The sequence below is a fragment of the Micromonospora sp. 050-3 genome, assembly GCF_046549335.1.
Taxonomy (GTDB): Bacteria; Actinomycetota; Actinomycetes; order Mycobacteriales; family Micromonosporaceae; genus Micromonospora; species Micromonospora trifolii.
In genome coordinates, this window is record NZ_JAJPVX010000002.1 from 2295945 (window position 1) to 2320740 (window position 24796).

Annotated in this window: 17 protein-coding genes and 1 pseudogene; 11 read left to right on the forward strand and 7 right to left on the reverse strand. The window is 70.7% G+C overall.

Features of this window, described 5'->3' with window-relative positions; all coding sequences use genetic code 11:
- Positions 1 to 407: 407 nt before the first annotated feature.
- From ACLJOK_RS25650 to mmsB, 5 genes are all read left to right on the forward strand, one after another.
- On the forward strand, positions 408 to 1394 hold the full coding sequence (locus tag ACLJOK_RS25650) for a LacI family DNA-binding transcriptional regulator (protein ID WP_181539476.1): 987 nt from the start codon (positions 408 to 410) through the stop codon (positions 1392 to 1394).
- A 312-nt stretch (positions 1395 to 1706) separates the two neighbouring features.
- Positions 1707 to 3362, forward strand: coding sequence for a glycoside hydrolase family 27 protein (locus ACLJOK_RS25655; RefSeq protein ID WP_410821139.1), 1656 nt, complete (start codon positions 1707 to 1709; stop codon positions 3360 to 3362).
- A gap of 312 nt (positions 3363 to 3674) precedes the next feature.
- A complete protein-coding gene (chvE, locus tag ACLJOK_RS25660) occupies positions 3675 to 4817 on the forward strand; it encodes a multiple monosaccharide ABC transporter substrate-binding protein (protein ID WP_091401170.1) in 1143 nt (380 codons plus the stop codon).
- An 83-nt stretch (positions 4818 to 4900) separates the two neighbouring features.
- The gene (gene mmsA / locus ACLJOK_RS25665; protein WP_410821140.1) at positions 4901 to 6439 is read left to right on the forward strand and encodes a multiple monosaccharide ABC transporter ATP-binding protein; all 1539 of its coding nucleotides are present in this window, start codon (positions 4901 to 4903) and stop codon (positions 6437 to 6439) included.
- Positions 6436 to 7686, forward strand: a complete 1251-nt coding sequence (gene mmsB / locus ACLJOK_RS25670; protein ID WP_238677030.1) for a multiple monosaccharide ABC transporter permease — start codon at positions 6436 to 6438, stop codon at positions 7684 to 7686. Before mmsA ends, mmsB begins: the two co-directional genes overlap by 4 nt.
- Positions 7687 to 7744: 58 nt before the next feature.
- Here the strand turns inward: mmsB and ACLJOK_RS25675 are convergent, their stop codons facing one another.
- Entirely contained in the window at positions 7745 to 9124 is a 1380-nt protein-coding gene (locus ACLJOK_RS25675) for a DNRLRE domain-containing protein (RefSeq protein WP_410821141.1), read from the reverse strand.
- A gap of 220 nt (positions 9125 to 9344) precedes the next feature.
- Here ACLJOK_RS25675 and ACLJOK_RS25680 point away from each other — a divergent pair, with 220 nt between their 5' ends.
- The 4 genes from ACLJOK_RS25680 (at position 9345) to ACLJOK_RS25695 (ending at position 14600) form a co-directional block, all read left to right on the forward strand.
- Positions 9345 to 10640 (forward strand): MFS transporter, encoded by a 1296-nt coding sequence (locus ACLJOK_RS25680; protein ID WP_410821142.1) that lies wholly within the window; start codon positions 9345 to 9347, stop codon positions 10638 to 10640.
- Positions 10637 to 11620 carry a TolB family protein gene (locus ACLJOK_RS25685; protein WP_410821143.1) on the forward strand — a complete coding sequence of 328 codons (984 nt, stop codon included), beginning with the start codon at positions 10637 to 10639 and terminating at the stop codon, positions 11618 to 11620. The genes ACLJOK_RS25680 and ACLJOK_RS25685 overlap by 4 nt, the downstream gene beginning before the upstream one ends.
- Positions 11621 to 11742: 122 nt before the next feature.
- On the forward strand, positions 11743 to 13269 hold the full coding sequence (locus tag ACLJOK_RS25690) for an alkaline phosphatase D family protein (protein WP_410821144.1): 1527 nt from the start codon (positions 11743 to 11745) through the stop codon (positions 13267 to 13269).
- Between the two features lie 14 nt (positions 13270 to 13283).
- Complete coding sequence (locus ACLJOK_RS25695) at positions 13284 to 14600, forward strand: hypothetical protein (RefSeq protein ID WP_410821145.1); 1317 nt, start codon at positions 13284 to 13286, stop codon at positions 14598 to 14600.
- On the opposite strand, the gene ACLJOK_RS25700 is transcribed toward ACLJOK_RS25695, so the two are convergent.
- The 4 genes and pseudogenes from ACLJOK_RS25700 to ACLJOK_RS25715 form a co-directional block, all read right to left on the reverse strand.
- Entirely contained in the window at positions 14587 to 15558 is a 972-nt protein-coding gene (locus ACLJOK_RS25700; protein WP_410821146.1) for an ABC transporter ATP-binding protein, read from the reverse strand. The genes ACLJOK_RS25695 and ACLJOK_RS25700 overlap by 14 nt on opposite strands.
- Positions 15555 to 18593, reverse strand: a complete 3039-nt coding sequence (locus ACLJOK_RS25705; RefSeq protein WP_410821147.1) for an ABC transporter permease — start codon at positions 18591 to 18593, stop codon at positions 15555 to 15557. Before ACLJOK_RS25705 ends, ACLJOK_RS25700 begins: the two co-directional genes overlap by 4 nt.
- 78 nt (positions 18594 to 18671) lie before the next feature.
- Positions 18672 to 19319: an ABC transporter ATP-binding protein gene (locus ACLJOK_RS25710; RefSeq protein ID WP_410821148.1), complete on the reverse strand. Its 648-nt coding sequence runs from the start codon at positions 19317 to 19319 to the stop codon at positions 18672 to 18674.
- A gap of 94 nt (positions 19320 to 19413) precedes the next feature.
- A pseudogene (locus tag ACLJOK_RS25715) lies at positions 19414 to 20597 on the reverse strand (low temperature requirement protein A).
- A 260-nt stretch (positions 20598 to 20857) separates the two neighbouring features.
- On the opposite strand from ACLJOK_RS25715, the gene ACLJOK_RS25720 reads away from it, so the two are divergent.
- Positions 20858 to 22006, forward strand: coding sequence for a peptidase M23 (locus ACLJOK_RS25720; protein WP_410821149.1), 1149 nt, complete (start codon positions 20858 to 20860; stop codon positions 22004 to 22006).
- A gap of 64 nt (positions 22007 to 22070) precedes the next feature.
- Positions 22071 to 23444 (forward strand): N-acetylmuramoyl-L-alanine amidase, encoded by a 1374-nt coding sequence (locus tag ACLJOK_RS25725; protein ID WP_410821150.1) that lies wholly within the window; start codon positions 22071 to 22073, stop codon positions 23442 to 23444.
- A 23-nt stretch (positions 23445 to 23467) separates the two neighbouring features.
- On the opposite strand, the gene ACLJOK_RS25730 is transcribed toward ACLJOK_RS25725, so the two are convergent.
- Complete coding sequence (locus ACLJOK_RS25730; RefSeq protein ID WP_410821151.1) at positions 23468 to 24049, reverse strand: TetR/AcrR family transcriptional regulator; 582 nt, start codon at positions 24047 to 24049, stop codon at positions 23468 to 23470.
- A gap of 51 nt (positions 24050 to 24100) precedes the next feature.
- Entirely contained in the window at positions 24101 to 24766 is a 666-nt protein-coding gene (locus ACLJOK_RS25735; protein ID WP_410821152.1) for a hypothetical protein, read from the reverse strand.
- Positions 24767 to 24796: the final 30 nt, after the last annotated feature.

The following is a 24796-nucleotide window of genomic DNA, read 5'->3' on the forward strand; positions in this document are numbered from 1 at the left end:
AGTCACACGACGATCGCTCTGACCGGTGGCGCTGGCAACGCAGGCCTGGCGGCATGTGTAGTCCGCGCCACCGCGTCAGGTCCTCGCCGGCCCGCTCCACGCTCTGTCCAGGAGCGAGGGCAGGCCGGTGTAGCACTTCGGGACCTGCCCCGTACCTGTTGCTGGGGGACTGCGGACGGGCACCGCGTTGTACGGCTTTGGCGCGTCGCGCGGTCCCCGCACAGCCGTGCCGTGTTCGGGGCCGTTGCTGGCGTAGACTGTCGGCGATCCAGCGCTGGTCACCTGGGATTCAGCACCGGCGTGGTGACTGAGCGAGGGGGATCGGGCCGGGCCGCTCCAGTCGACGTCGACGGGCCGCGGGCCGGAGATGTAGCGGGGGGAGTGAAATGGCCGTCCACGGTCCCGCGATGACGGACGTTGCTCGTCTCGCCGGTGTCTCCCATCAGACGGTGTCGCGGGTGCTCAACGGGCACCCCAACGTCCGTGAGCAGACCCGGCTTCGGGTACGCGCGGCGATCGCCGAACTCGGCTACCGCCCCAATGGCGCGGCACGCGCCCTGGTGACCGGTCGATCGCAGGTCATCGGTGTGGTCGCGCAGAACACGACGCTCTACGGTCCGGCGTCGCTGCTGGCCGCGCTGGAGCAGACCGCCGCCGAAGAGGGTTTCGCGGTCAGCGTCGGCAGCGTGCGAAACCTGGACCACCGCTCCATCTCGGCGGCCGTCGAGCGGCACCTGTCGCACCGGGTCGCCGGCATCGTGGTCATCGCCCCGGTCGAGTCGGCCGGTGAGGCGCTGGAGCGCCTGCCCAAGGATGTCCCGCTGGTCACTGTCGACGGTGACCCGAGCCGGCCGGTGCCGCTGGTGACTGTCGACCAGGTGGCGGGCGCCCGGGCGGCGACGCAACACCTGCTCGACGCCGGGCACCGCACCGTCTGGCACGTCTCCGGGCCGACCGACTGGTTCGACAGCGTGGGTCGGATCGACGGCTGGCGGCAGGCGCTGCTGGCCGCCGGGTTGGATCCGCCGCCGCCGATGCCGGGGGACTGGTCCGCAGCGTCGGGTTACCGGTGCGGGCAGATGTTGGCGCGGATGCCGGAGGTCACCGCCGTCTTCACCGCCAACGACCATCTCGCGCTGGGCGTGCTGCGGGCGCTGCACGAGTTCGGTCGACGGGTGCCGCACGAGATCAGCGTGGTCGGCTTCGACGACGTGCCGGAGGCGGCCTACTTCATTCCGCCGCTGACCACCGTTCGACCGGACTTCGACGCGGTGGCGCGGGCGAGCCTTCAGATGCTGCTGTCCCAGATCGAGTCGGGCACCGGTGGGGCGCTGCGGCAGACCATCGCCCCGGCTCTGGTCGCCCGCGAGAGCGTCGCCCCACCTCGTCGCTGACGGCCGGACCAACCGGAGTTCGCCTCCCGCGGTGTGGGGGAGCAGTCCCGCCGCCGCCGCTTCGCGCCCACTGGGTCCGCGCCAGCGTGCGCCAATGTTCGGCTGCTCTGCCCGATAAGACGCAACTCGATGGGTTGCAGAGTGTGACCAATCGATGCCAGGCGATACGACGCCGTGCAGGTATTGAACCTCGTGAAATGTCGCCGTAACATGATGGGCGTCTCTGTTAACGCTAACAAAATTGGCGTCCCACTATCGGCGTGCCGACCAGAGATCGTAAACACGGGCGGGCGTCACCGACAAGGAGGCTCGATGAACCGCATTACCCGAGGTCGTCGCTGGGGGAGCGTACTGGCGGCCGGAATACTGCTCGCCGGTGCCCTGGTCGGCCTTCGCGCGCCGACGGCGCAGGCACTGGACAACGGCGTGGCGCGCACTCCCCCCATGGGGTGGAATTCGTGGAACTCGTTCGGCTGCAACATCAACGAGGCGCTGATCCGGCAAACGGCGGATGCGATCGTCAGCAGCGGTATGCGGGACCTGGGCTACAACTACGTAGTGGTCGACGACTGCTGGTTCAACCCCAACCGGGACAGCTCCGGCAACATCCAGGGCGACCCCAGCCGGTTCCCCAGCGGGATGAAGGCGCTCGGCGACTACCTGCACGCCCGGAACCTGAAGTTCGGCCTCTACCAGGTGCCGGTCGACAAGACCTGCGCGCAGTACTTCGGCGCCTACCCCGGCGCGACCGGCAGCCGTGGCCACGAGGTGCAGGACGCGCGCCAGTTCGCCGCCTGGGGCGTCGACTTCCTCAAGTACGACTGGTGCTCGCCGGAGGGCAGCATCAACGACCAGGTGACCACCTTCGCCAAGATGCGTGACGCGCTGGCCGCCACCGGCCGACCGATCGTCTACAGCATCAACTCCAACAGCATCCACGCCAAGACCGGCCCACAGCGCAACTGGGGCGACGTGGCGAACATGTGGCGAACCACCGAGGACATCACCAACGCGTGGGACACCGGCCAGAGCAACGGCTACCCGATGGGCATCCAGAACATCATCAACGTGACCGTTCCGCTGGCGTCCTACGCGAGGCCGGGTGGGTTCAACGACCCGGACATGATGGAGGTCGGTCGCGGCGGCATGAACGACACGGAGATGCGGAGCCACTTCGCGATGTGGGCGATCATGGCGTCCCCGCTGATCGCCGGCAACGACGTGCGGAACATGAACGCCGCGACGCAGACCATCCTCAAGAACGCCAACCTGATCGCCATCAACCAGGACTCGCTCGGGTTGCAGGGGACGCAGGTGTCGTTCGACGGCACGCGTCGGGTGCTGGCCAAGCGGCTCGCCAACGGTGACGTCGCCGTGGCCCTCTTCAACCAGGGCGGCTCGACGACGACGATCTCGACCACGGCCGCGGCCATCGGCAAGTCCGGCTCGTCGTTCACCCTGGTGGACGCGTGGACCGGTGGCACCAGCTCCAGCAGCGGGACGATCAGCGCCAGCGTCCCCGCGCACGGCACTGTCGTGTACCGGGTCAGCGGTGGTGGGACGACTCCTCCGACGACGCCGCCGCCGACCACGTCGAGCGCGTACGCCAGCGCCGCCTCGGGCCGCTGCCTCGACGTGCCGAACAGCAACACGACCAACGGCACGCAGCCGGTCATCTGGGACTGCAACGGCGCCGCCAACCAGCGCTGGACCAGCAGCGGTCAGACCCTGCAGGCCCTCGGCAAGTGCCTGGACGCCCCGCTGAACGCCGCGGCCGGCGCCAAGGTGCAGCTCTGGGACTGCAACGGCGGGACCAACCAGCAGTGGACGGTCAACACCAACGGCACGATCAGCAACACGCAGTCCGGGCTCTGCCTGGACGTCAACGCCAACGCCACGGCAAACGGCACCACGGTGATCCTCTGGACCTGCACCGCGGCCGCCAACCAGCGGTGGTCGCAGCGGTAGCCGATCGGGTCCGCCGACCGCAGAGCTCGCGGCCGACCCACCTGATCCGGCGGTAGTGCTGGTGCCCGCGGACGACAGACGTCGTCCGCGGGCATCGGTCTGTAGAGTGCTGCGGACGACACGCTGAGTCGCCGCATCCTGCCCTTCCGGCGGATCGGCCACATGGCTACGCTCGCCTGGATGCTCCGTTACGAGACCGTGACACCGGTATTTCAGATCTGGTGTTGACGCAATCTATGTGAGCGCTAACACTACCCGAAAGATGACACTTGGCCCCGGCAGTCGGCGGGGGAGTCCAGAGAGGAGAAGCCCGTGGGCAGGAAATTCCTGGTTGCTCTCGGCGGCGCGGCACTCGCGCTCAGTTTGGCGGCGTGCAGCGGCGGGGGTGCGGGCAGCGGCGAGAAGAGCGGCGACGAGAAGCCCAGCGATCTGACCATCGGTGTCTCGATGCCGACCCAGACCTCGGAGCGGTGGATCGCCGACGGCAACGCGGTGAAGTCGAAGCTGGAAGCCAAGGGCTACAAGGTCGACCTCCAGTACGCCGGCGACGACATCCCCACGCAGTCGCAGCAGGTCGACCAGATGATCACCCAGGGTGCGGATGTCCTGGTCCTCGCGGCCATCGACGGCACCGCGCTCAGCAGCCAGCTGCAGGCCGCCGCGGCCGCGAAGATCCCGGTCATCTCCTACGACCGACTGATCCGTGGCAGCAAGGACGTCGACTTCTACGTCAGCTTCGACAACTACAAGGTTGGCGTCGCCCAGGGCACCGCGCTGCTCGTCGGTCTCGGCCTGCTGAACAAGGACGGCTCGAAGGGCACGGCCAAGGGGCCGCTGAACGTCGAGCTCTTCGCCGGCTCGCTGGACGACAACAACACCCAGTACTTCTTCGGCGGCGCTATGGACACGCTGAAGCCGTTCATCGAGAACGGCACGCTGGTCGTCAAGTCCAAGCAGACCACCCCCGAGCAGGTAGCCATCCTGCGGTGGCAGCAGGAGACCGCGCAGAAGCGGATGGAGAACCTGCTCACCTCCAGCTACAACGACGGCTCGAAGGTCGACGGGGTGCTCTCGCCGTACGACGGCATCTCCCGCGGCATCATCACCGCCCTGCAGAACGCCGGCTACGGCAAGGGCGCGAAGAAGCTCCCGGTGGTGACCGGCCAGGACGCGGAGATCGCCTCGATCAAGTTGATCAACGACGGCGTGCAGAGCTCCACGGTCTTCAAGGACACCCGGCTGCTGGCCGAGCAGGCCGTGAACGCGGCCGAGGCGTTCCTGCAGAAGAAGCAGCCGCAGGCCAACGACACCCAGACGTACAACAACGGCGTCAAGGTCGTTCCGGCGTACCTGCTGCCGATCGCGACCGTCTACAAGGACGACATCAAGGCGACGCTGATCGACTCCGGCTACTGGACGGCGGAAGAGGTCGCCGCCGGTCAGGCCAAGAAGTAAGCCACTCGTCGGGCCCGGCGGTCACCCGCCGGGCCCGACGCCTGGGCGCGTACCACGTCCAGACCTGACGGAGGACAGTGACCATGGACGACACCATCCTCGAGATGCGTCGCATCACCAAGACCTTCCCCGGCGTGACCGCGCTGGAGGACGTCACCCTCGCAGTGCGCCGCGGGGAGATCCACGCCATCTGTGGTGAGAACGGCGCCGGCAAGTCCACCCTGATGAAGGTGCTGTCCGGCGTCTACCCGTCCGGCTCGTACGACGGCGAGATCTTCTTCGACGGCAAGCCGATGCAGTTCCGTGGCATCCGCGACAGCGAGGCCAACGGCATCGTCATCATCCACCAGGAGCTCGCCCTGGTGCCGTACCTGTCGATCGCGGAGAACATCTTCCTCGGCAACGAGCGGCGCGGCCGCAGCGGGCTCATCGACTGGAACTTCGCCAACGCCGAAGCGGCGAAGCTGCTGGCGTCCGTCGGGCTGCACGAGAACCCGGTCACCCCGGTCATCCAGCTCGGCGTCGGCAAGCAGCAGCTGGTGGAGATCGCCAAGGCGCTGTCGAAGAAGGTGCGCCTGCTCATCCTGGACGAGCCGACCGCCGCGCTCAACGACATCGACTCGGCGCACCTGCTCGACCTGCTGCGGGCCCTCAAGGAGCAGGGCATCACCTGCATCATGATCTCGCACAAGCTCAACGAGATCACCGCCATCGCCGACTCGACCACAGTCATCCGCGACGGACGCGCAGTGGAGACCCTCGACATGAGGTCCGACGAGGTGACCCAGCAGCGGATCATCCGGGGCATGGTCGGGCGCGACCTGGACAGCTTCTACCCCGACCGCGAGTCGTCCCCCGGTGACGAGGTCCTGCGCATCGAGGACTGGACGGTGCGCCACCCGGTCCAGGACCGGATGGTCGTCGAGGGCGTCGGCCTCTCCGTACGCGCCGGCGAGGTCGTCGGTATCGCGGGCCTCATGGGGGCCGGGCGGACCGAGCTGGCCATGAGCGTCTTCGGTCGGTCCTACGGGCGCGACATCCGGGGCCGACTCTTCGTCCACGGGCGGGAGGTGCAGGCGCGCACCGTCGCCGAGGCGATCGACAACGGCATCGCCTACGTCACCGAGGACCGCAAGCGCTACGGCCTCAACCTCATCGACGACGTGCGGCGCAACGTGTCCGCCGCCGCGTTGGACCGGCTGTCCCGCCTGGGCTGGGTGAACGGCAACGAGGAGATCAAGGTTGCCGAGGCGAGCCGCAAGGAGATGAACATCCGGACGCCGAGCGTCATGGCGGTGGTCGGCAAGCTCTCCGGCGGCAACCAGCAGAAGGTCGTGCTGTCGAAGTGGCTGTTCACCGACCCGGACGTGCTGATCCTCGACGAGCCCACCCGCGGGATCGACGTCGGCGCCAAGTTCGAGATCTACACGATCATCAACCGGCTGGTGGCCGCCGGTAAGGCGGTGATCGTCATCTCCTCCGAGCTGCCGGAGCTGCTCGGAATGTGCGACCGCATCTACACCCTCGCCGCCGGCCGGATCACCGGCGAGATGCCGGTGGCCGAGGCGACTCAGGAGAGCCTCATGGAGCTGATGACCAAGGACAAGGAGCTCGTCGGATGACCAGCATCAAGACCCCTTCGACGGAGCGCCCCACGCCCCCGGACAGCACGCCCGCTGCCGCCCTGCACAGCGGGACGAGCGACCTGCGGGCGCTGGTGTTGAACAACCTGCGGCAGAGCGGGATCTACGTCGCCCTGGTCGTCATCGTCGCGCTCTTCGCGGTCCTGACCGACGGGGTGTTGCTGAGCCCCGGCAACATCACCAACATCGTCCTCCAGTACTCGTACATCCTGGTCCTCGCGATCGGGATGGTCATCCTGATCATCGGCGGGCACATCGACCTGTCGGTCGGATCGGTCGTCGCGCTCACCGGAGCGGTCTCCGCCGTCCTGGTGATCCAGCAGGGCCACCCGTGGTGGATCGGCGTCGTCGCGGCGCTGGTCGTCGGCGTCGCGGTCGGCGCGTGGCACGGGTTCTGGGTGGCGTACGCCGGCATTCCGGCCTTCATCGTGACCCTGGCCGGCATGCTGCTGTTCCGGGGTCTGACCCTGCGGGTGCTCGACAACATCTCGCTGTCGCCGTTCCCGTCCGAATACCAGCAGGTCGCGGCGGGCTTCCTCAACGGCCTGCTCGGCGGGCAGGGCTTCGACGCCTTCACGTTGCTGATCGGCGCCATCGCCGTGGCCGGCTACGCGGTCAGCGGCTTCCGCACCCGCGTGGCGCGTATCCGCTACCAGCAGCCCGTCGAGTCGTTCCCGCTCTTCGTCGCCCGGGTCGTGCTGGTCGGCGCGGTCCTCATGTACTTCGCCTGGCAGTTGGCGCACGCCCGAGGGCTGCCGATCGTGCTGATCATCCTGGCGGTCCTGGTGCTGGTCTACGGCCTGCTCACCCGGCGTACCGTCTTCGGCCGCCAGGTCTACGCGATCGGCGGCAACCTGTCGGCGGCGGCGCTGTCCGGGGTGAAGGTCCGCACCGTCAACTTCTGGATGTTCGTCAACATGGGCTTCCTGGCGGCGGTGGCCGGCGTCATCTACTCGTCGCGGTCGAACGGCGCCCAGCCCGCCGCCGGCAACATGTTCGAGCTGGACGCGATCGCCGCGGCCTTCATCGGCGGCGCGGCGGTCACCGGTGGCGTGGGCACCGTTGTGGGCGCGATGGTCGGTGGTCTGATCATGGCGGTGATGAGCAACGGCATGCAGCTGATGGGCATCGACCAGTCGACCCAGTCCGTGGTGAAGGGTCTCGTCCTGCTCGTCGCTGTCGCCTTCGACGTCTACAACAAGCGTCGCGCCGGCACCGCCCGCTGACGTTCCGACGGTACGCACGTGCCCCCTGCCCGCCTGGCGGACAGGGGGCACGCGTCCGTTAGTGGCAGGTGGTGGTGCCGGTGTCGGTGTAGGTCTGGCCGGCTACCGGTACGAACTGCCAGTCGTAGCTGTTGGAGTGCAGGGTGAACTTCAGGACGCCCCAGGCTGAGCTGTTACGCGCCTCGCTGTTGGGCTGGATGGTGCCGAAGCCGTAGTGGCCGGCGCCGCCCATCCCGGCGACGAAGCTGCGCAGACCCCGGCTGGAGTCGGCGCCACCGGCCGGGTTCATCGGGGCGAACCGCTCGTACACGTGGTTGTGCCCCCACACCACGACGTCGGCGTTGTAGTCGTAGAGGGCCTGGTACAGCGGACGCGTCGACGTCGACGGCGCGTGGTTGGAGCTGGACGTGAAGAGCGGGTGGTGCCAGTAGGCGAGCGTGCACGGCCTGCTGCTGGCGGCCAGGTCCGCGCGTAGCCACTGCTCCTGCGTCGAGCCGGCCGACATGCTGATGTTCGAGTTCAGCGACACGATGTGCCAGTTGCCGAGGTCGTACGAGTAGTAGCCGCGACCGCTCGGGCCGGCGGACGTACCAAAGTAGTTGTAGTAGCCGGTCGCGCCCGACGTGTTGTAGTCGTGGTTGCCCGGCGACGGGCGGGTGCGGGACTTGTGCCGACCCCAGGTGGGCTCGTAGTAGCTGTTGAACTGCGACGCAGTTCCGCTGTCGTAGACGTTGTCGCCGGTGGTGAAGACCGTTCCCGGGATGCTGTCGAGCAGCGTCGCGGTGGCGCTGTCGCCGGAGCCCGAGTCGGCGATGTCGCCGGCACCGACGAACACCGGGTCGCCCGACGGGGGTGGCGTGGTGCTTCCGGTGGTGACCACCAGTTGCGGGGCGTCAGCGCCGCTCTCGCGGGTGTCGTAGTAGGCGCCGTCACCGCTGGCCGAGGTGGCGCCGAAGCTGTACGTGCCGTTGCCGGTGACCGCGGCCGTGACGTCGACCTCGTACCAGGTGTTGCCGCTGACCGCACCGATCGTGCCGAGTGTGGCCCCGTCGATGGTCGGCTGGTTGTTCCAGGTGGTGCCGGTCTCCGACCAGGTCGTGTTGGACATCCGGCGGAACGTGCCACCGGCGTCGCTGCCGCTGTTGCCGCTGATGGTGCGCAGTCGCAGCTTGGCGCCGGTCACCGTGCCGCTGACACCGCTCACTGTGAAGCGCAGGAACGAGCGCCGCACCGGCGAGTTGTCGACCACGACCTGCGTGGAGGTGCCGTAGTTGGTGGTGGCCGTGTCGTTCTGGACGTAGGTGTCGGCGACCGGCGTGAAGGTCACGCTCGCCGCCGACGCCGCGCCAGCGCCGGTCACGACGACGGCGGCGGTCGCGGCGACGATCACCGTGACCACCCCCAGCGTCACCGACGGACGGGGGAATCGAATGTCCATCCAGGACTCCTTACCTCGTGGGAAGAGCGCAAGGAATGTAGGAAGGTCGATGAGCCGACGGGCGACGGGTGGATGAACAGTGCGTCCCGGCAGGCGAACACCTGGGTGTTGTCAGCCCGTTCACCCGACCCTCGTCCGGAGGCCATCCGTGGTCCGTTGTGCCTCCTCCACTGAGTACGGACGATGGCTGCCCGTCAACCGTCGATCCGAGGAGATGCTCGTGTACCTGTCGACCGTCTCCCGACCGGTCGCCGACGACCCCGGATCGGGACCCCGACGCCGCCGGTTCGCGATGGTCAGCGGCAACGTCGTGGCGCTCGGCACGGTCAGTCTGATCACCGACGTGTCGGCCGAGATGGTGGCCGCGGTGCTGCCGCTCTATCTGGTGCTGGGCCTGCACCTCAGCCCGGTGGCGTTCGGCGTGCTGGACGGCGTCCACACCGGCGCGACCGCGCTGCTGCGGGTCGTCGGTGGTTTCGCCGCCGACCGGTTCCGGCGGCGCAAGCTGATCGCCGGCGTCGGGTACGCGCTCTCGGCGGTCGCGAAGCTCGGCCTGCTGCTCGCCGGCCGGTCGATCCCGGCGATCGGCGCCGTCATCGCCGTCGACCGGATCGGCAAGGGGGTGCGGAGCGCGCCGCGCGACGCGCTGATCACGCTCTCCACGCCCCCTGAGGCGCTGGGTCGGGCGTTCGGGGTGCATCGGGCGATGGACAGCGTCGGCGCGTTCCTCGGGCCGCTCGCCGCGTTCGCGGTCCTGCTGGTCGTCGGGCAGTCGTACGACGCGGTCTTCGTCACCAGCTTCTGCATCGCGGCCCTGGCCGTGGTGGTGTTCGTGCTCTTCGTCCGGGAGCGGCCGGACGGTGAGGCGGCGGGCGGCGAGGGGGCGGGCGAGACCAACGACCCGAAGGTCTCCGTCCGGGAGGCGTTCGGGCTGTTGCGCGTGGGACCGGCCCGGCGGCTGGTGCTGGCCGCCGCGATGCTTGGGCTGGCCACCATCGGCGACGGCTTCGTCTACCTGCTGCTGCAACGCCGGATGGACCTCGGCCTGCGCTGGTTCCCGTTGCTCGCGGTGGGGACCAGCCTGGCGTACCTGCTGCTCGCCGCTCCGCTCGGCGTCCTCGCCGACCGGATCGGTCGTCTGCCCGTGGTGATCGGCGGCTACACCGCCCTCGGTGCGACGTACCTGCTGCTGGCCGGCCCGGTCGACGGGTGGCCGCTGATCGCCCTGGCGCTGACGCTGTACGGCGCCTTCTACGCGGCCACCGACGGCGTGCTCATCGCGCTCGCCGCTCCGGTGCTGCCGGCGCGCCTGCGAACCACCGGAATCGCGTTGGTGCAGACCGGGCAGGCGCTCGCGTACCTCGTCTCCTCCGTGCTGTTCGGGCTGGCCTGGCAGGCGTGGGGGCCGGAGAACGCGATCCGCGTGGCGGCCGTGGCCGTCGCCGGCGTCCTGGTCGGCACGCTGCTCCTGCTGGCCTCCCCGTCCCGACTCACCACCCGGAAGGTGCCCCGATGACCGCGATGTCGACCCGAGCGAAGCTCGGCGTGGTGGTCGCTTCGGCCGTGCTGCTGGGCGCCGTGGCGGCCGGCTACGCCGCCACGGCCGCGCAGGCTCCCGGGACGCCGCCACCCGCCGGCGGCGAGCAGGCGGTCACCCTGGCGCCCGGGCCGCGCCTGCTGGCGATCACCGACCGGCACGTCTCCACAGTCGCCGCTACCGACCCCACCGGGCCGCGCACCGTCGCCGGCCTGGAGTGCCTCCGGGTGTACGCGGCGGCCGGCACCGGGGTCTGCCTGAAGCCGGAGACCGCGTGGTCGTACCAGGTTGTCGTGCTCGACACGACGCTGCGCCAGACCCGGGCGGTCAGTGTGCCGGGGCTGCCGAACCGGGCCCGGGTCTCGGCCTCCGGCCGGATGGTCTCCTGGACGACGTTCGTCGGTGGCGACTCGTACACCTCCAGTGGCTTCTCCACCCGCACCGGGATCCTCGACACCCGCACCGGCACCACTGTGGCCTCGCTCGAAGAGTTCGCGATCACCCGGGACGGCCGGGGCTACCGCAACGCGGACGTCAACTACTGGGGCGTCACCTTCACCGCCGACGACAACCGTTTCTACGCGACCATGGCGACCGGGGGTAGGAGGTACCTCGTCCGGGGTGACCTCGCCGCCCGCACCGTCGAGACGCTGAAGGAGAACGTCGAGTGCCCGTCGCTGTCACCGGACGGCACCCGGCTCGCGTTCAAGGAGGCTGTCGACGCCGACCCGGCGAAGGGCTGGCGGCTGGCGGTCCTGGACCTGGCGAGCATGCGGGTCACCGCGACCGCCGAGGTCCGCAGCGTCGATGATCAGGCCGCGTGGCTGGACAGCGGGAAGCTGGCCTACACCCTGCGCCGGGACGACGGCCAGCCCGACGTCTGGAGCGTCCCGGCGGACGGGTCCGGCACACCGACGCTGGTGATCCCCGGCGCCGAGTCCCCGTCGCCGCTCACCTGACGATCCGGCCCCCGGCGCCGGCGGTCCGGACACCTGAACGCCTTGGCGCGGACAGCATTCCGTCATGTCGGATTCCGCCGCGCAGCCATCGCCGTTCATCGACGTTCCCGAGGCTGTTGACCATGACAAGGCTGAGCCGTCGCATCTTCGTCCTTAGTGGACTGGTGACCGCCGGGGTCGCGGTGACACCCCGCCAGGGTGCCCGCGCCGCGGCGCCGTACCCCTTCAAACTCGGTGTGGCGTCCGGTGATCCGGCGCCCGACAGCGTGGTCCTCTGGACCCGGCTGGCACCGTCCCCGCTCAATGCCGACGGGCAGGGCGGCATGGCCAACGCCGACGTGACAGTGGAGTGGCAGGTGTCCACCACCGACCGGTTCACCTCGCTGGTCGCCTCCGGCTCGGTGGTCGCCCGGTACGCCGACGCGCACTCCGTACACGCCATCGCGGGCGGGCTCGCCGCCGACTCCGACTACTACTACCGGTTCCGGGCCCAGGGCCAGATCTCGCCGGTCGGGCGGACCCGGACCACCCCGGCGCCCAGTTCCTTCGGCCGCGACCTGGTGATGGCCTTCGCCTCCTGCGCCCACTACGAGGCCGGCTACTACACGGCGTACCGGCGGATGGCCGAGGACAACCCGGGCCTGATCCTGCACCTCGGCGACTACATCTACGAGGGCGGCGTCGGCAGCTCCACTGTGCGGCAGCACGTCGGCGCCGAGATCGTGTCGCTGGCCGACTACCGCCGTCGGTACGCGCTGTACAAGTCCGACCCGGACCTGCAAGCTGCTCACGCGGCGGCACCCTGGCTGGTGGTGCCGGACGACCACGAGGTGGAGAACAACTACGCCAACATGGTCCGCAACGACAGTAGCCCCACGCTGACCGCCGCCCAGTGGACCGCCCGGCGCGCCGCCGCGTACCGGGCCTACTACGAGAACATGCCGCTGCGACCGGCGTCCGCCGCCAGCGGCAACAGCATCCCGCTGTACCGGCGCGTCCGGTGGGGGCAGCTCGCCACCTTCCACATGCTCGACACCCGGCAGTTCCGTGACGACCAGGCCTGCGGTGACGGTTGGAAGGTCTGCGCCGACGCGGACCTGGCCTCCCGGTCGCTGACCGGCGCCAGCCAGGAGGCGTGGCTGCTCGACGGGCTGGCCCAGCGCTACGGCACCTGGGACATCCTCGGCCAGCAGGTCTTCTTCGCCCAGCAGCTCGACGCGAACGGGGCGGCGAGCATGGACGCGTGGGACGGCTACCGGGCCTCCCGCAGCCGCATCCAGACCGGCTGGCAGCAGCGTGGGGTGCGCAACCCGCTGGTGCTCACCGGCGACGTGCACCGCTCGTGGGCCAACGACCTCAAGGCCGACTACGCCAACCCCTCCTCGGCCACCATCGGCACCGAGCTGGTCTGCACCTCGATCAGCTCGACCGGCAACGGCAGCGGCAGCACCACGGTCCCGAACGCGGCGGCCAACCCGCACCTGAAGTTCTACTCGGACCGGCGCGGCTACGTCCGTACCACGATCAGCCGCAGCCAGGTCCGCGCGGACTTCCGCGCGGTGAACACCGTGACCGAGCACGGCGCGGCGGCGTCCACAGTGCGCTCGTTCGTCATCCTCGACGGCCAGCCCGGCCTGCAGGCCGGCTAAGGGAGAGAGCCACCATGACCGTGACAACCGCACTGCTCACCGCGTCCCTGCTGGTCCCGAACGTGCTTCTCGGCCCGACCGCGATGACCGCCGAGGCGGTCACCTGGACCACCGCGAACAGCGTCGCCACCGGCGACCAGGACCTGCCCTCCATCGCCATGAACCGCAACGGCCACGTCGCCGTGGTCTGGGAGGACGACCGGGACAGCACCGCCCCGGAGGACGACACCCACAGCGAGATCTACCTGCGGCTGTTCCGCGACGGCACACCCGCGTACGAGCTGAAGCTCTCCACCGGGGGAACCAGCGGAGCCGCCTGGCGGCACCTCAGCCCCGACGTGGGGCTCGACGACCGGGGCAACGCCGTGGTGGTCTGGGCCGCCGACGGCGACGGCAATGGCGTCTATAACATCCAGTACCGGGTGGTGTCGCCCACCGGCGCGGTGCTCGGCTCGGGGCAGGCCAACGCCAGCGACGCCGGGCAGCAGATCTGGCCGAAGGTCTCGGTCGACCCGGACGGCGCGCCCACCAACCCCACAGCTGTCGGCTTCACTGTGGTCTGGGAGGACGTGCAGGGCACCGCTCCCGCCACTGTCAAGGCCGCCGGCTTCACCGCCGCCACCACCAAGGCGTACGAGGTGACGGCCTCGCAGACGACGGGCACGCACCACCGCCCCGACGTGGCGGTGTCCGCCTCCGGCGAGGCGCTGGTGGTCTGGGACGAGGACGCCGACGCGAACGGCTCGTACAACATCGGGCTGACCCGGCTGGCCCGGTCCAACGGTGCCGTGGCGCTGTCGCGGCGGACGGCCAACGCGCAGAACGGCGGCCAGCAGCAGCGGGCCTCGGTGGCGGCGAACTTCGCCGGTGACTTCACCGTCGGGTGGGAATCCGACCATCTCGGCACCCGGGGTGTCTGGGCTCGATCGTTCGCCGCTGCGGGCACGGCCCGGCACGACGAGGTTCCGGTCTCCACCGGAACCGGTGCCGTCGCCCCGGGGGTCGGCATCGACGACCAGGACAACGTGGTGGTGGGCTGGACGGTGTCCGGCGCCAACCCGGACGTCTGGGCGCGGGGCCTCAACCCGGACGGCACGTCCACCGGTCGGCTCGCGGCCCAGACGCTGAGCCAGACCACGACGGGTCGCCAGGAGCACTTCGCTGTCGCCGCGTCGCCCTGGGGCGAGGTGAGCGTCTGCTACACCGACGACAACGACGGCAACACCTTCGACCAGGTGCTCCTCGGCCTGGGTACGACGAACTCCACCTGGCTGTTGTCCGCCGACGAGCTGCGCCGACTGAAGGCGCGGGCGGGCGTCACGACCCACTGAGCCGGTCGTGGCCCGGCTCGCCGCTGGCCCGTGCCACCCCGTCGTCCCCGTCACCGGACGACGGGGTGGCCACCGCGCGCAGAGTGATCGACTGATCGGTGTGGTCGACCTCGAAGAGCGTGCCGGCCGGGAAGGTCGCCACCGTCTCGGGCGGCAACTGGATCGTGCCATCGCCGGCCACCACGGCGAAGTCCCGGCCGTCACGCCCCTCGGCCCCGACCCGGCCGTCCCGGATGGTGACGGCGCGGCCCAGCCGGGCACCGACCTCACCGTCGTGGGTTACCACGACCACAGTGGTGCCCCGCTGGGCGTTGACGGTGGCCAGCGCCGTGAGCACCTCGTCCCGACCGGACGCGTCGAGCTGGCTGGTCGGCTCGTCGACCAGGAGCAGCCCGGGCCCGGCCGCGAGCCCCTGCGCCAGAGCGGCCCGCTGACGCTGCCCCGGGGTCAGGTCGCCCACCCGCCGCGCGCCCGCGCCGGCGAGACCGACGAGGTCCAGGATCGCCTCCGGTGGGTCGAGCCGCCGCCCGGCGAGGCGCGCCGCGGGTCGCTGGGCCAACCAGATGTTGCGTGACAGCGACACGTACGGCAGCAGATTGCGTTCGGCGCCCTGGAGCACGGTGCCGACGGTGGCTCCACGGAGGGCCGCCAGGCCCTTGGACGAGAGCCGGGACAGCTCGTGGTCGCCCACGTGCACGCGGCCGGCGGACGGTTGCAGGAGCCCGCCGAGGATCGCCACCAACGTGGACTTTCCCGAGCCGGACGGCCCCACCAGCGCCAGCATCTCGCCCGGCGAGATGTGCAGGTCCACGCCGGAGAGCGCGACGACGTCGCCGGTGCCGGTGGAGTAGATGTGGATCAGCCGATGGCAGGTGACGGCCACGCCCCCGGCAGAGCTGGTCGTCGGCCCGCCGCGCGGCGCGGAGGCCACCGCCTCGTCCTGCGGCGCGGTGGTCATCGGCTGCTCCGGCGGCGTACCGAGGCGGCGACGACCCGACCGAGCACGACCGCCGTGAGGGCGAACAGCGCGATGGTGGGCACGATGAACATCAGCAGACGGCCGACGTCTGGCCAGTCGGGCAACGGGACCGGCGAGCGGCCGTCGCTGAACAGGCGCTGCCCGCCCCGGGTGAGCAGCCAGATCACCAGGGTCGCGAGGCCGCCCGACACGGCGGCGACCGCGACCGGCCACCCGTAGCCGCCCCGGACGGCGCGTGGCGGCAGCCCCTGCCGACGCAGCGCCACCAACATGGCCACCCGGGCACGCTGCTCGGCCGCCGCCATCGCGATCAGGCCGGCCGCCCCGATCAGCACACCGCCCAGGGCGGCGAACAGGTTGAAGCGCAGGGCCAACGCCGCACCCTGCCGATCGAAATCCTGTCGTACGCCGGCGGTCGTCCGCTCGGACTGGACGACCAGACCCTGGGCGCGAAGCCGATCGAGGACGTCGACGGGAGCTGACCGCGTCAACCAGACCTCCTCGTTGCCGCTCTGGCTGGCGACGGCGAGGCGATCCGCGTACTCCAGGTCGACGACCAGGCCCGACCCACCGAGCCGCGGCAGACGGCCGGCCACGCCACTGACCGTCGCCATGGTCGGTGTTCCGTCGACGCCGTCGTACGGGTGCGCTCCACCGAGCGGCGTCCCGACCGATCGGGTCAGGTAGCCGGGGAGTGGGAACGGCGCGTCGACAACAGCGATGCCGGCCGGCGTCGCACGCCGGTTTTCCGTCACTGTGAGGACCAACGCCGGGTCCATTCCGCTCGCGGTGTCGAGGAACGTGTCGTCCGGGTCGGACAGCCGCCACCGCTGCAGGTCGGCGAACTGTGCGCCGGTCAGCACCACCGTCTCGCGTCCGCCGTCCTCGTCGCTGTTGCGCAACTCCTCGAAGCGGACCTCCAGGTCCCGGGAGACCACCGGAGCAACGATTTCGACCTTGATCACTCGGCATCCCTGCGCGCACTCGGGCACCTCAAGGGGGTAGGCCTCGCGGACGGGCTCGATGTCCTTGCGGGAGAGGACCACTCGGGTGCCGTTGGCGCTGGCGACCGTGACCGCGAGGCGGACCAGATTCCCGGCGAAGGCCTGGGCGTCGAATTTGGCGGAGAGGACCATGGTGAGCAGTCGCCCCCGGACGTACAGCGGCTCACCCGGTGCGGGTGGGCGGATCTTCTGCGCGACGTCCGCCAGGGACATGCCGTAGGACGGATGCGGCGTCGCCACCGTCGCCAGGCGGTCGGAGTCCACCGCGAGCAGCGGTGTGCCGGCCTCGGAGGACGCGGTCGTCACCACGGCGGCCATCGCGAAGCGACCCTCTGGATCAGCGGCCCGCACGGCCGACAACAGGTGCGAACGGGACGTCGCGTCGACCTGGACCACGCGCGGCGCGCCGACCTCGACGACTGCCCGGTCGCTGTAGGCGGCCGACGCCACCTCGCTCGTCGCGGCGGTGAAGGAGAGCATCGCGACGACCACGGTGAGCAGCGCGATCAGGAGTCGGAAGCGTGGTTGCCGAGCCACCTGCAGCAGGGCGAGACCGGCGGCCGTCCGGCCGCGCGCCAGTAGCGCCGCGCCCGCCGCCCCGCCGATGATCATCGCGACCCGCGCCAGCAGCACACCCGCGGCGAGCGCCCCGACGACCGGTGCCACCAGGGCCAGCCCGCTGGGCGGTCCGCCGGAGCGCACCTGCACCACGGCCGCCGCGGCGACGGACACCGCGACGAGGTCACCGATGGTCGCCCGCCACCCGCGGATCCGTGCCGGCACCCGACGCAGCAGATCGACGACCGACGCGGACAACATTCGAGCCTGGGCCAGCAGCACCGCGGCGAGCGCGCCGGCCGCGCCGACGGCGGCGAAGCCGATCACTGTGGCGTCCACCGTGACGTCGGTCCGGGCCGGGAGGGTGTGCGCGGCGAGCAGCGTGGTGGCGGCGACGCCGAGCAGGCAGCCGAGGGGGATCGCGATCAACACGGGTACGGCGTACTCGCCGATCGCCAGCGCCCACAGCCGTCGGCGCTGCACCCCACGGAGCAGGAGCAGGCCCTGCTCCGGCCGTCGCTGGTCCGCCGCTGAGCTGACCGCGACGAAGAGGACCAGCCAGCAGAGCAGGACGAGCAGCCCGGCTCCCAGCGTCACGCCGTCGGCCAACTGCCCACGTTGCAGGGCCACCCGGTCGAGCAGGCTGGACAGGCTGGTGCCGCCCCCGAGGCCCTCGCGGCTCCCGTCGCGCGTCACCACCGTGACCGCGGCCCGCAGGTCCGCCACGGACCGGGTGTCGAACAGGCGCTCGGTGACGTAGAGGTCGGCCGTCGACCGATACAGGATGGCCTGGTCGTCGGTCAGGGGCGCGGCCTCGGCGGTGAAGATGGCGTCCTCCGCGCTGCCCACGGCCGACGTGCTGGTCGGGCCCGCTGCGGCCGGCCGAATGTATTCCGCACCCAGCCAGAACGGATCGGTCGCCTCCAGCGGCTGGTAGATGCCGGCCACCCGCACCGGCACCGCGCCGAACGTGAACTGGTCGCCGACGGCGACACCGAGACGCGCGGCGGTGTGCGTGCCGACCATGACCTCGGGGAGTTGCCCCCTTGAGGTGGCCCGGGGGCAGGCGCCGGCCACTGTGACCCGCTCGCAGACCCCCGCCCGGAAGACCAGACTCGAGGTCACTGTCCCGGCCCGACCGGCGGCGACGCCACCACTCTGGGCACCCAGGACGACCTCGAAGCCGGCCGGCGTCAGTTTCTTGACCGTGTCGGCGAACGGCGTCCGTGCGGGGTCCCCGGGCACCCCCGGATATTCGACGGGATCGGCGAGCCGCAGCCGAAGCTCGTTCGGCGTCGCCCTGGAAACCTCGTAGCGGGCCAGGGCCTGGCCGGCGGCGGCACCATAACTCGGCGCGGCCGCTGCGGCGGCACTGGCGAGCACCGCGAGCAGGAGCACCGCCAACGCCTGTGCCCGGCGGGCCGCGATCGCACCCCAGATGACGGTCAGCATTGACGCCGAGGCTATCGAGCCGTCCGCCGGCCCGCCGCCCCGTGCGACCGGACCGAGACCTGCCGGTTACCGGCGTCCTCAGTCGCGGAGGATCTCCGCCCGCCCCTCGACGAGGTGCAGCTCTGCTTCGCAGGCGGCGGCCACCTCCGGGTCGTGGGTGGCGAACACGACGGCCGCGCCCCGCCGCGCCTCGTCGTGCAACAGATCCAGAACCCGCTGCCGGTTGCCCGCGTCCAGTTCGCTCGTCACCTCGTCGGCCAGCAGCACACCCCCACGCAGGGCCAGGCCGCGGGCGACGGCCGTACGCTGTTGTTGGCCACCGGACAACTCCTCGACGAGCTGGTCGGCCTGGCCGGCAAGGCCCAGCAGATCCAGCATCGCGGCGGTCTGCCGGAGGGCCTCCGGTGGTGTCACGCCACCGGCCACGAGCGCCACTTGAAGGTTCTCGGCCGCGGTGAGGATGGGAGCGAGGCCGTTCTCCTGCGGGATGAGGACGATGCGGTGCTCGACCGCGTGATCACGGTCGCGCAGCGGCTGCCCGTCGACAGTCACTGAGCCGTCCCATGGCCGCAACAAGCCCGCCATCGCGTTGAGCAGGGTGGTCTTGCCGGCGCCCGACGACCCGGTCAACGCCAGGACCCGACCCGGTCGGACCGTCACCGAGATGTCAGTGAGGACGGCCGGCGCGTCGCCGTAGCCGACCGAGACCCCGTCCATGCTCAACATGTGCCACCGCCCCTCACCGGCACCGATGACGCGCAGACTGCCACGGCGAGCGGGAGTCGCACAATCCCGTCGATCTGTCGGCGGTACGACGTGGTCACTCGGTGCGGGGTAGCCGCTCGTACAGGACCAGGGCGGTGAGGAAGGCCGCCAGCAGGCCGAGGGCGGCCAGCGCGGGCAGGATCCGGGCAACCGGCAGCAGCAGGAGGACGACGCCGATCGCGACGAGCTGACCCGACGAGCCGCCGACGGTCAGCCGGAGGAACAGCAGACGGCCGATGAGGTAGAGCGCGGCGCCGCCGTAGAGCACTGTCGTCGCCGGCCATCCCATCGGCTCCCCGGCGGGGTGCCGAGGCTGGTCCGTCAGGCTCGCGAGGATCAGGTGGATGCCCAGGGCGAAGTAGACAACCCGGCGACCAGCGGCAGATGCGCCAGCGTGTACGCGTCCGACGCCAGCTGTTGACGGCGTCGGGTGCGCGGCGAGGCCGAGGTCAGCACCTTCGCGGCGGCAGGGGCGACGCCCACGAAGTAGAGCCACCACAGGCACACGGTCGCGGCGAAGCCGAACACGGCGGCCACCAGCACCGGCCAGACGATCATGGCCCGGCCCACGCCGGCTCCGGCCGACAGCAGGGACTCACCGAGCACGATGATCAGCACCAGGCCGTGGCGTTCGGCGAAGTGGGCCCCGCTGCGGACCTCCCCGAAGCTGGCGGCGGTGGCGATCCGGCCGCCGCCGTAGTCCACGAGGAACGCCACGGTCCACAGCACGGTCTGCGCGGTCCCGCCGAGGACGGCTCCCACCAGGAGCGGGACCCAGGCGAGTGTGGTGGAGACGGCGAAGCGCAGGGTCTGCCGGCGGTACTGCGGGTTGCCGGACGAGGCGTAGGTCATGAGGCCGAGGTGCAGCCCACGGACCACGATGTAGGCGATGGCCAGGGTGAGCGGCGGGCTCAACGCGCCGTCGTGGCGTCGCCACGCCTCCGGGATCACCAGCGCGCCCACGAAGATGGCGGCCATCGCCGCGAGCATCCCGGCCAGCACGGGGGCGTTGTCCGCGCGGACCTGATTGGCCAGCCAGGCGTAGCAGCTCCACGCGTACCAGAACCAGAGCAGGAGCAGCAGCCCCTGGTAGAGGGTGAGCGGCCCTAGCGATTCCGCCATGAAATCGATGAGCCGCGTCAGTGCGAACACCAGGACCAGGTCGAAGAAGATCTCGAAGGTGGTGGCCCGGTGTGCCTCCTCGACCAGCACCGGCCGGGACCGAAGGGCACGGCTCATCAGTTCATCCTCGTCGGTCCATCACCCTGCCCGGTGGTCGATGCGCGAAATCGGACGATGTAGAAAACCTTCGGTTTGTGCGTTGACTTCGACGTTTTACTACACAACAATCGGCATCAATATCGACGCTCATCTCCGTTGATGTGCGATAACCGCTGGTCAACCCTGCCAGTACCCCACCCCTCAGCGGCCGCGGGCGCTCCATCGCTCCGGCCTGGACCCCCATCGAAAGCGAGGGCACGATGAAACACGGTCGACGATTGGCCGGCCGCGCAGCCGCGGCCCTGTTGATGGTCACGAGCCTGATCGGGGCGGCGCCCAGCGCCGCTGCCTCGGCGGTCACCCCCGCGCTCACCGCCGCGGTGACCGCCAAGCTGCTCGGCTCCGCCGAGCTGTCCACGGCCGACGTGCGACCGGACACCCGGATCACCGTCAGCCGCACCAGCGGCAGGTGGGCATTTGGCACCGCCGTCGTTCTCGCCCCCCGACAGGAGGACGCTCACCCGACCGGGTCGATCTTCATCGCTCGGTCCGAGCCCGCCGGGTGGCGGATCGCCTTCGACGGCGAGGCCGCCTTCGGTGCGCTGGCCGCCGAGTCGCCCCTGATGACGGGTCAGGAGAGGAGCGTGCTCACCACCACCCCGACCCCGATGTACGCGGGCGGCGACTACCGGACCGGAATGGCCCTGCCGTTCGGTGTGGGCCAGACGTGGACGCTCACCAGTGGCCCGCACGGCTGGGGCGGAACCGAGTCGCCGTACAGCTCGGTCGACCTGGCCGGCGGCGACCAGGTGGTCCGCGCCGCCCGGGCCGGAGCGGCGTACACGATGTGCCAGGGGTGGATCCGCGTCATTCACGACCGGGGCTACTCGACCGACTACTACCACCTCTGGAACAGCATCTCCGTCAACGGCGTCAGCGTCGGTCAGGGTGCCGTCCTGGGTAACACCGGCACCGACGTCACCTGTGGCGGCGCCGCCTACGGCCGGCACGTCCACTTCGGGCTCCGCCAGAACAGCGCCTACGTGCCGATCGCCGGACACGACATCGGCAAGTGGGTGCTGGCCAACGGCGCCGCCGCCTACCAGGGCGGGGCGCGGCACGGGTCGGCCTGGGCCGGTGCCGGCGCGGGCCTTTACAACTACGGCGCGCTTGGCTTCAACCAAGGGGTGGTCGACGCGAACGGCGGCGGAGTGCTCACCCGACGTGCCGGACCGGGGACCGGCTACGGCTCGCTCGGCTCGGTGGCAGACGGTGCCACCGTCACCATTTCCTGCTCCGCCAACGGCACCTCCCACACCGGGCGGTACGGCACCACGGCGCTCTGGAACCGGTTGAGCGACGGCAGTTGGGTTTCCGACGCCTACCTGTCGACCGGTGTGAACGGTCCGATCAACGGCTGGTGCTGACGAGTTCGACCGCCGAGGTTGGCGGCTCACCGGCCGCCAACCTCAGTCACCGCAAGGAGTGCTCATGTCCGTTCGTAGCTTCCACCGAGGCCGGAAACTGCTCGCCCTGGCCACCGCCCTGACGGGAGCCGTCGCGGTCGCGTCACCGGCCATCGCCGAACCCGGTGGGAGGCCAGCGCCGGCCGCCCCGCTGGCCGTCGCGTTCGACACCGCCGCCGCGCGGTACGACGTTCCGCGCGACCTGCTGATAGCGCTGGGGTACGCCGAGTCGCGGCTGGACATGCACGGCGGCACACCGAGCGCGGCGGGCGGTCATGGGCTGATGCACCTCGCCAGCAACCCCGGTGTGCGCACCCTGGACGAGGCTGCCGCGCTCACCCGGCTCAGTCCGGCCGCGCTGCGGACCGAACCCACGGCGAACGTACTCGGGGCGGCGGCCGTGCTGCGCTCGTACGCCGATCAGGCGGGCCTCACCGCCGCGACGCGCGACGACGTGGACGGTTGGTACGGACCGGTCGCCCGGTACGGCGGCGCCAGCGAGGCGTCGGTCGCGCGGCTCTATGCGGACACCGTCTACGACCTGCTGCGTGCCGGGTTCACCGGGCGTGGCGAGGCGGTGGCCGGGCGGCCGGTCGCGCCCCGGCGGGGCGCCCTGGAGCGGGCCGCCGTGCTCGGCGGGATCGGCACCCTCAGCACCGACTACGGGCCGGCTGCGTGGGCGCCGGCCAGCACGAGTAACTACACGGTGGCCAGCCGCCCAGGTAGCCACCCGGTCACCCGCATCGTCATCCACCTGACGCAGGGCTCGTACGCCGGCGCTGTCAGCTGGTTCCAGAACCCGGCCGCCCAGGCCAGCGCGCACTACACCTTCCGCTCCTCCGACGGGGCCGTCACCCAGTCGGTGCGGGAGAAGGACATCGCCTGGCACGCCGGCAACTGGACCTACAACACCGAGTCGATCGGCATCGAGCACGAGGGGTACGTCGATAATCCCGCCTGGTTCACCGACGCGATGTACCGCGCCTCGGCCGCGCTCACCCGCAGCCTCGCTACGAAGTACGGCATACCCAGGGATCGGGCGCACATCATCGCCCACCGTGAGGTGCCCGGTGCCACCCACACCGACCCGGGCCCGAACTGGAACTGGACCTACTACCTGCAGTTGGTGAACGGGATCACCGGCATCGGCTCCGGCACGGTGAACACGGAGGCGTCCAGCCTCAACGTGCGCTCCGGCCCCGGTGCCAGTTATCCGGTCGTCGGCTCCGTCTCCGACGGCGCAACCGTCGCCGTCTACTGTCAGGCCGCCGGCAGCACGGTCACCGGCCCGTACGGGACGACCGCCGTCTGGAACCGGATCGGCACCAACCGCTACGTCTCCGACGCCTACGTGCTGACCGGCTACGACGGGTACATCCCGAACGTGCCGCGCTGCTGAGGGCTCGGTACGACAGCGACCGCTCAGGCCGCCGCCGACGAGCCGAAGAGCAGGTCCAGCTGGGCGTCCAGCGCGCCCAGCGCCTGCTCGGCGGTGTACTGCCCGCCCAGCAGGTAGACACCGAGCCCCTCCATCAGCGCCAGCAGGCCGGCCGCGGCGGCGGTGCCGTGCCGGTCGGGCAGGACGCTGGCGATGAACCCGGTGAACTGCGCGGTGTCCTCGTGCAGGCTGGGCGCGGTCGACGGCCGCACCGCCGTGTAGGCGAGGAACGCGAGTGCCACCCGCCCGTTGTCCCGGGTGCCTCCGTCGAGCGGCAGCAGCGCGGCGAGCATCGTGCGCAGCAGGAGCCGAGGCGACGGGGTCTCGCCCAGTCGTGCCACCGCCTCGGTGACCCGGCGTTGGCTGCGCTCACGCACCACGCTCAACGCGAACGCCATCATCTCGTCCTTGGTCCGGAAGTAGTGCTGGACCATCCCGGCCGACACGGCGGCCTCGGCGGCCACGTGTCGGAGGCTGACGGCCTCCAGGCCCTGATCCGCGGCGACCCGCATCAGCGCGTCCGCGATGAGGGTGCGTCGCTCCTGGTGATCGACCTTCTTGGGCATGGCCTCGATCGTTTCACAGTGGGTGGCCCGGAGACTCCGCCAGCGCGGCGGTCACCGGCTGACGGTCTGGCTCACCGGAGTGCCCCGCGCGCTGCGCAGCAGGCCGTCCGGGTCGTCGGCGTACAGTCGCAGCTCGTTGACCGGCGTGGACCCGGTCTCCGGCAGGTCGAAGGTCAGCGGCCGGCGCAGCAGGACGTCGATGCTGGTCTGGCTGCCGACCGAGATGGACACCATCCGCCGGTCGCCCTCCTGCTCGACCTGCACCGATTTGCTCGACGGCAGCGAACGGTAGCGCTTGCGCAGCGCCTCGACGTCCGTCCACGGGATCCAGATGTCGATGCCCCAGCTGAGCCGCACCCGCAGGCCCCGGTCGCCCACGACGTGGGGGTGGATCGTCATGCTGGCGAACAGGCCGATCATCCAGAGCAGACCCCAGATGCCGAGGCCCAGCACGATCCAGCGGGCGGGCCGCCACGGCACCACGTGGGTGACCACCACGTCGAAGATCGGGATCTCCACGACCGACAGGCCGATGAAGATGCCCAGGATCGGCTTGACCACGCCGAGGTAGCCGAACGGCTCGTCGCCGGGCTCCAGCGGCAGTGGACGACGCCGCGCCCACACGTACAGGCTGCGCCACGTCGCGGCCTCGACCTCGGCCGCCCGACGTAGCAGCGGGCCCACCCGCGCCCTGGTCGGTGTCTTCGTGTCGGTCATTGTGGTCCTTCTTGCTCGGGGGCCGACGGG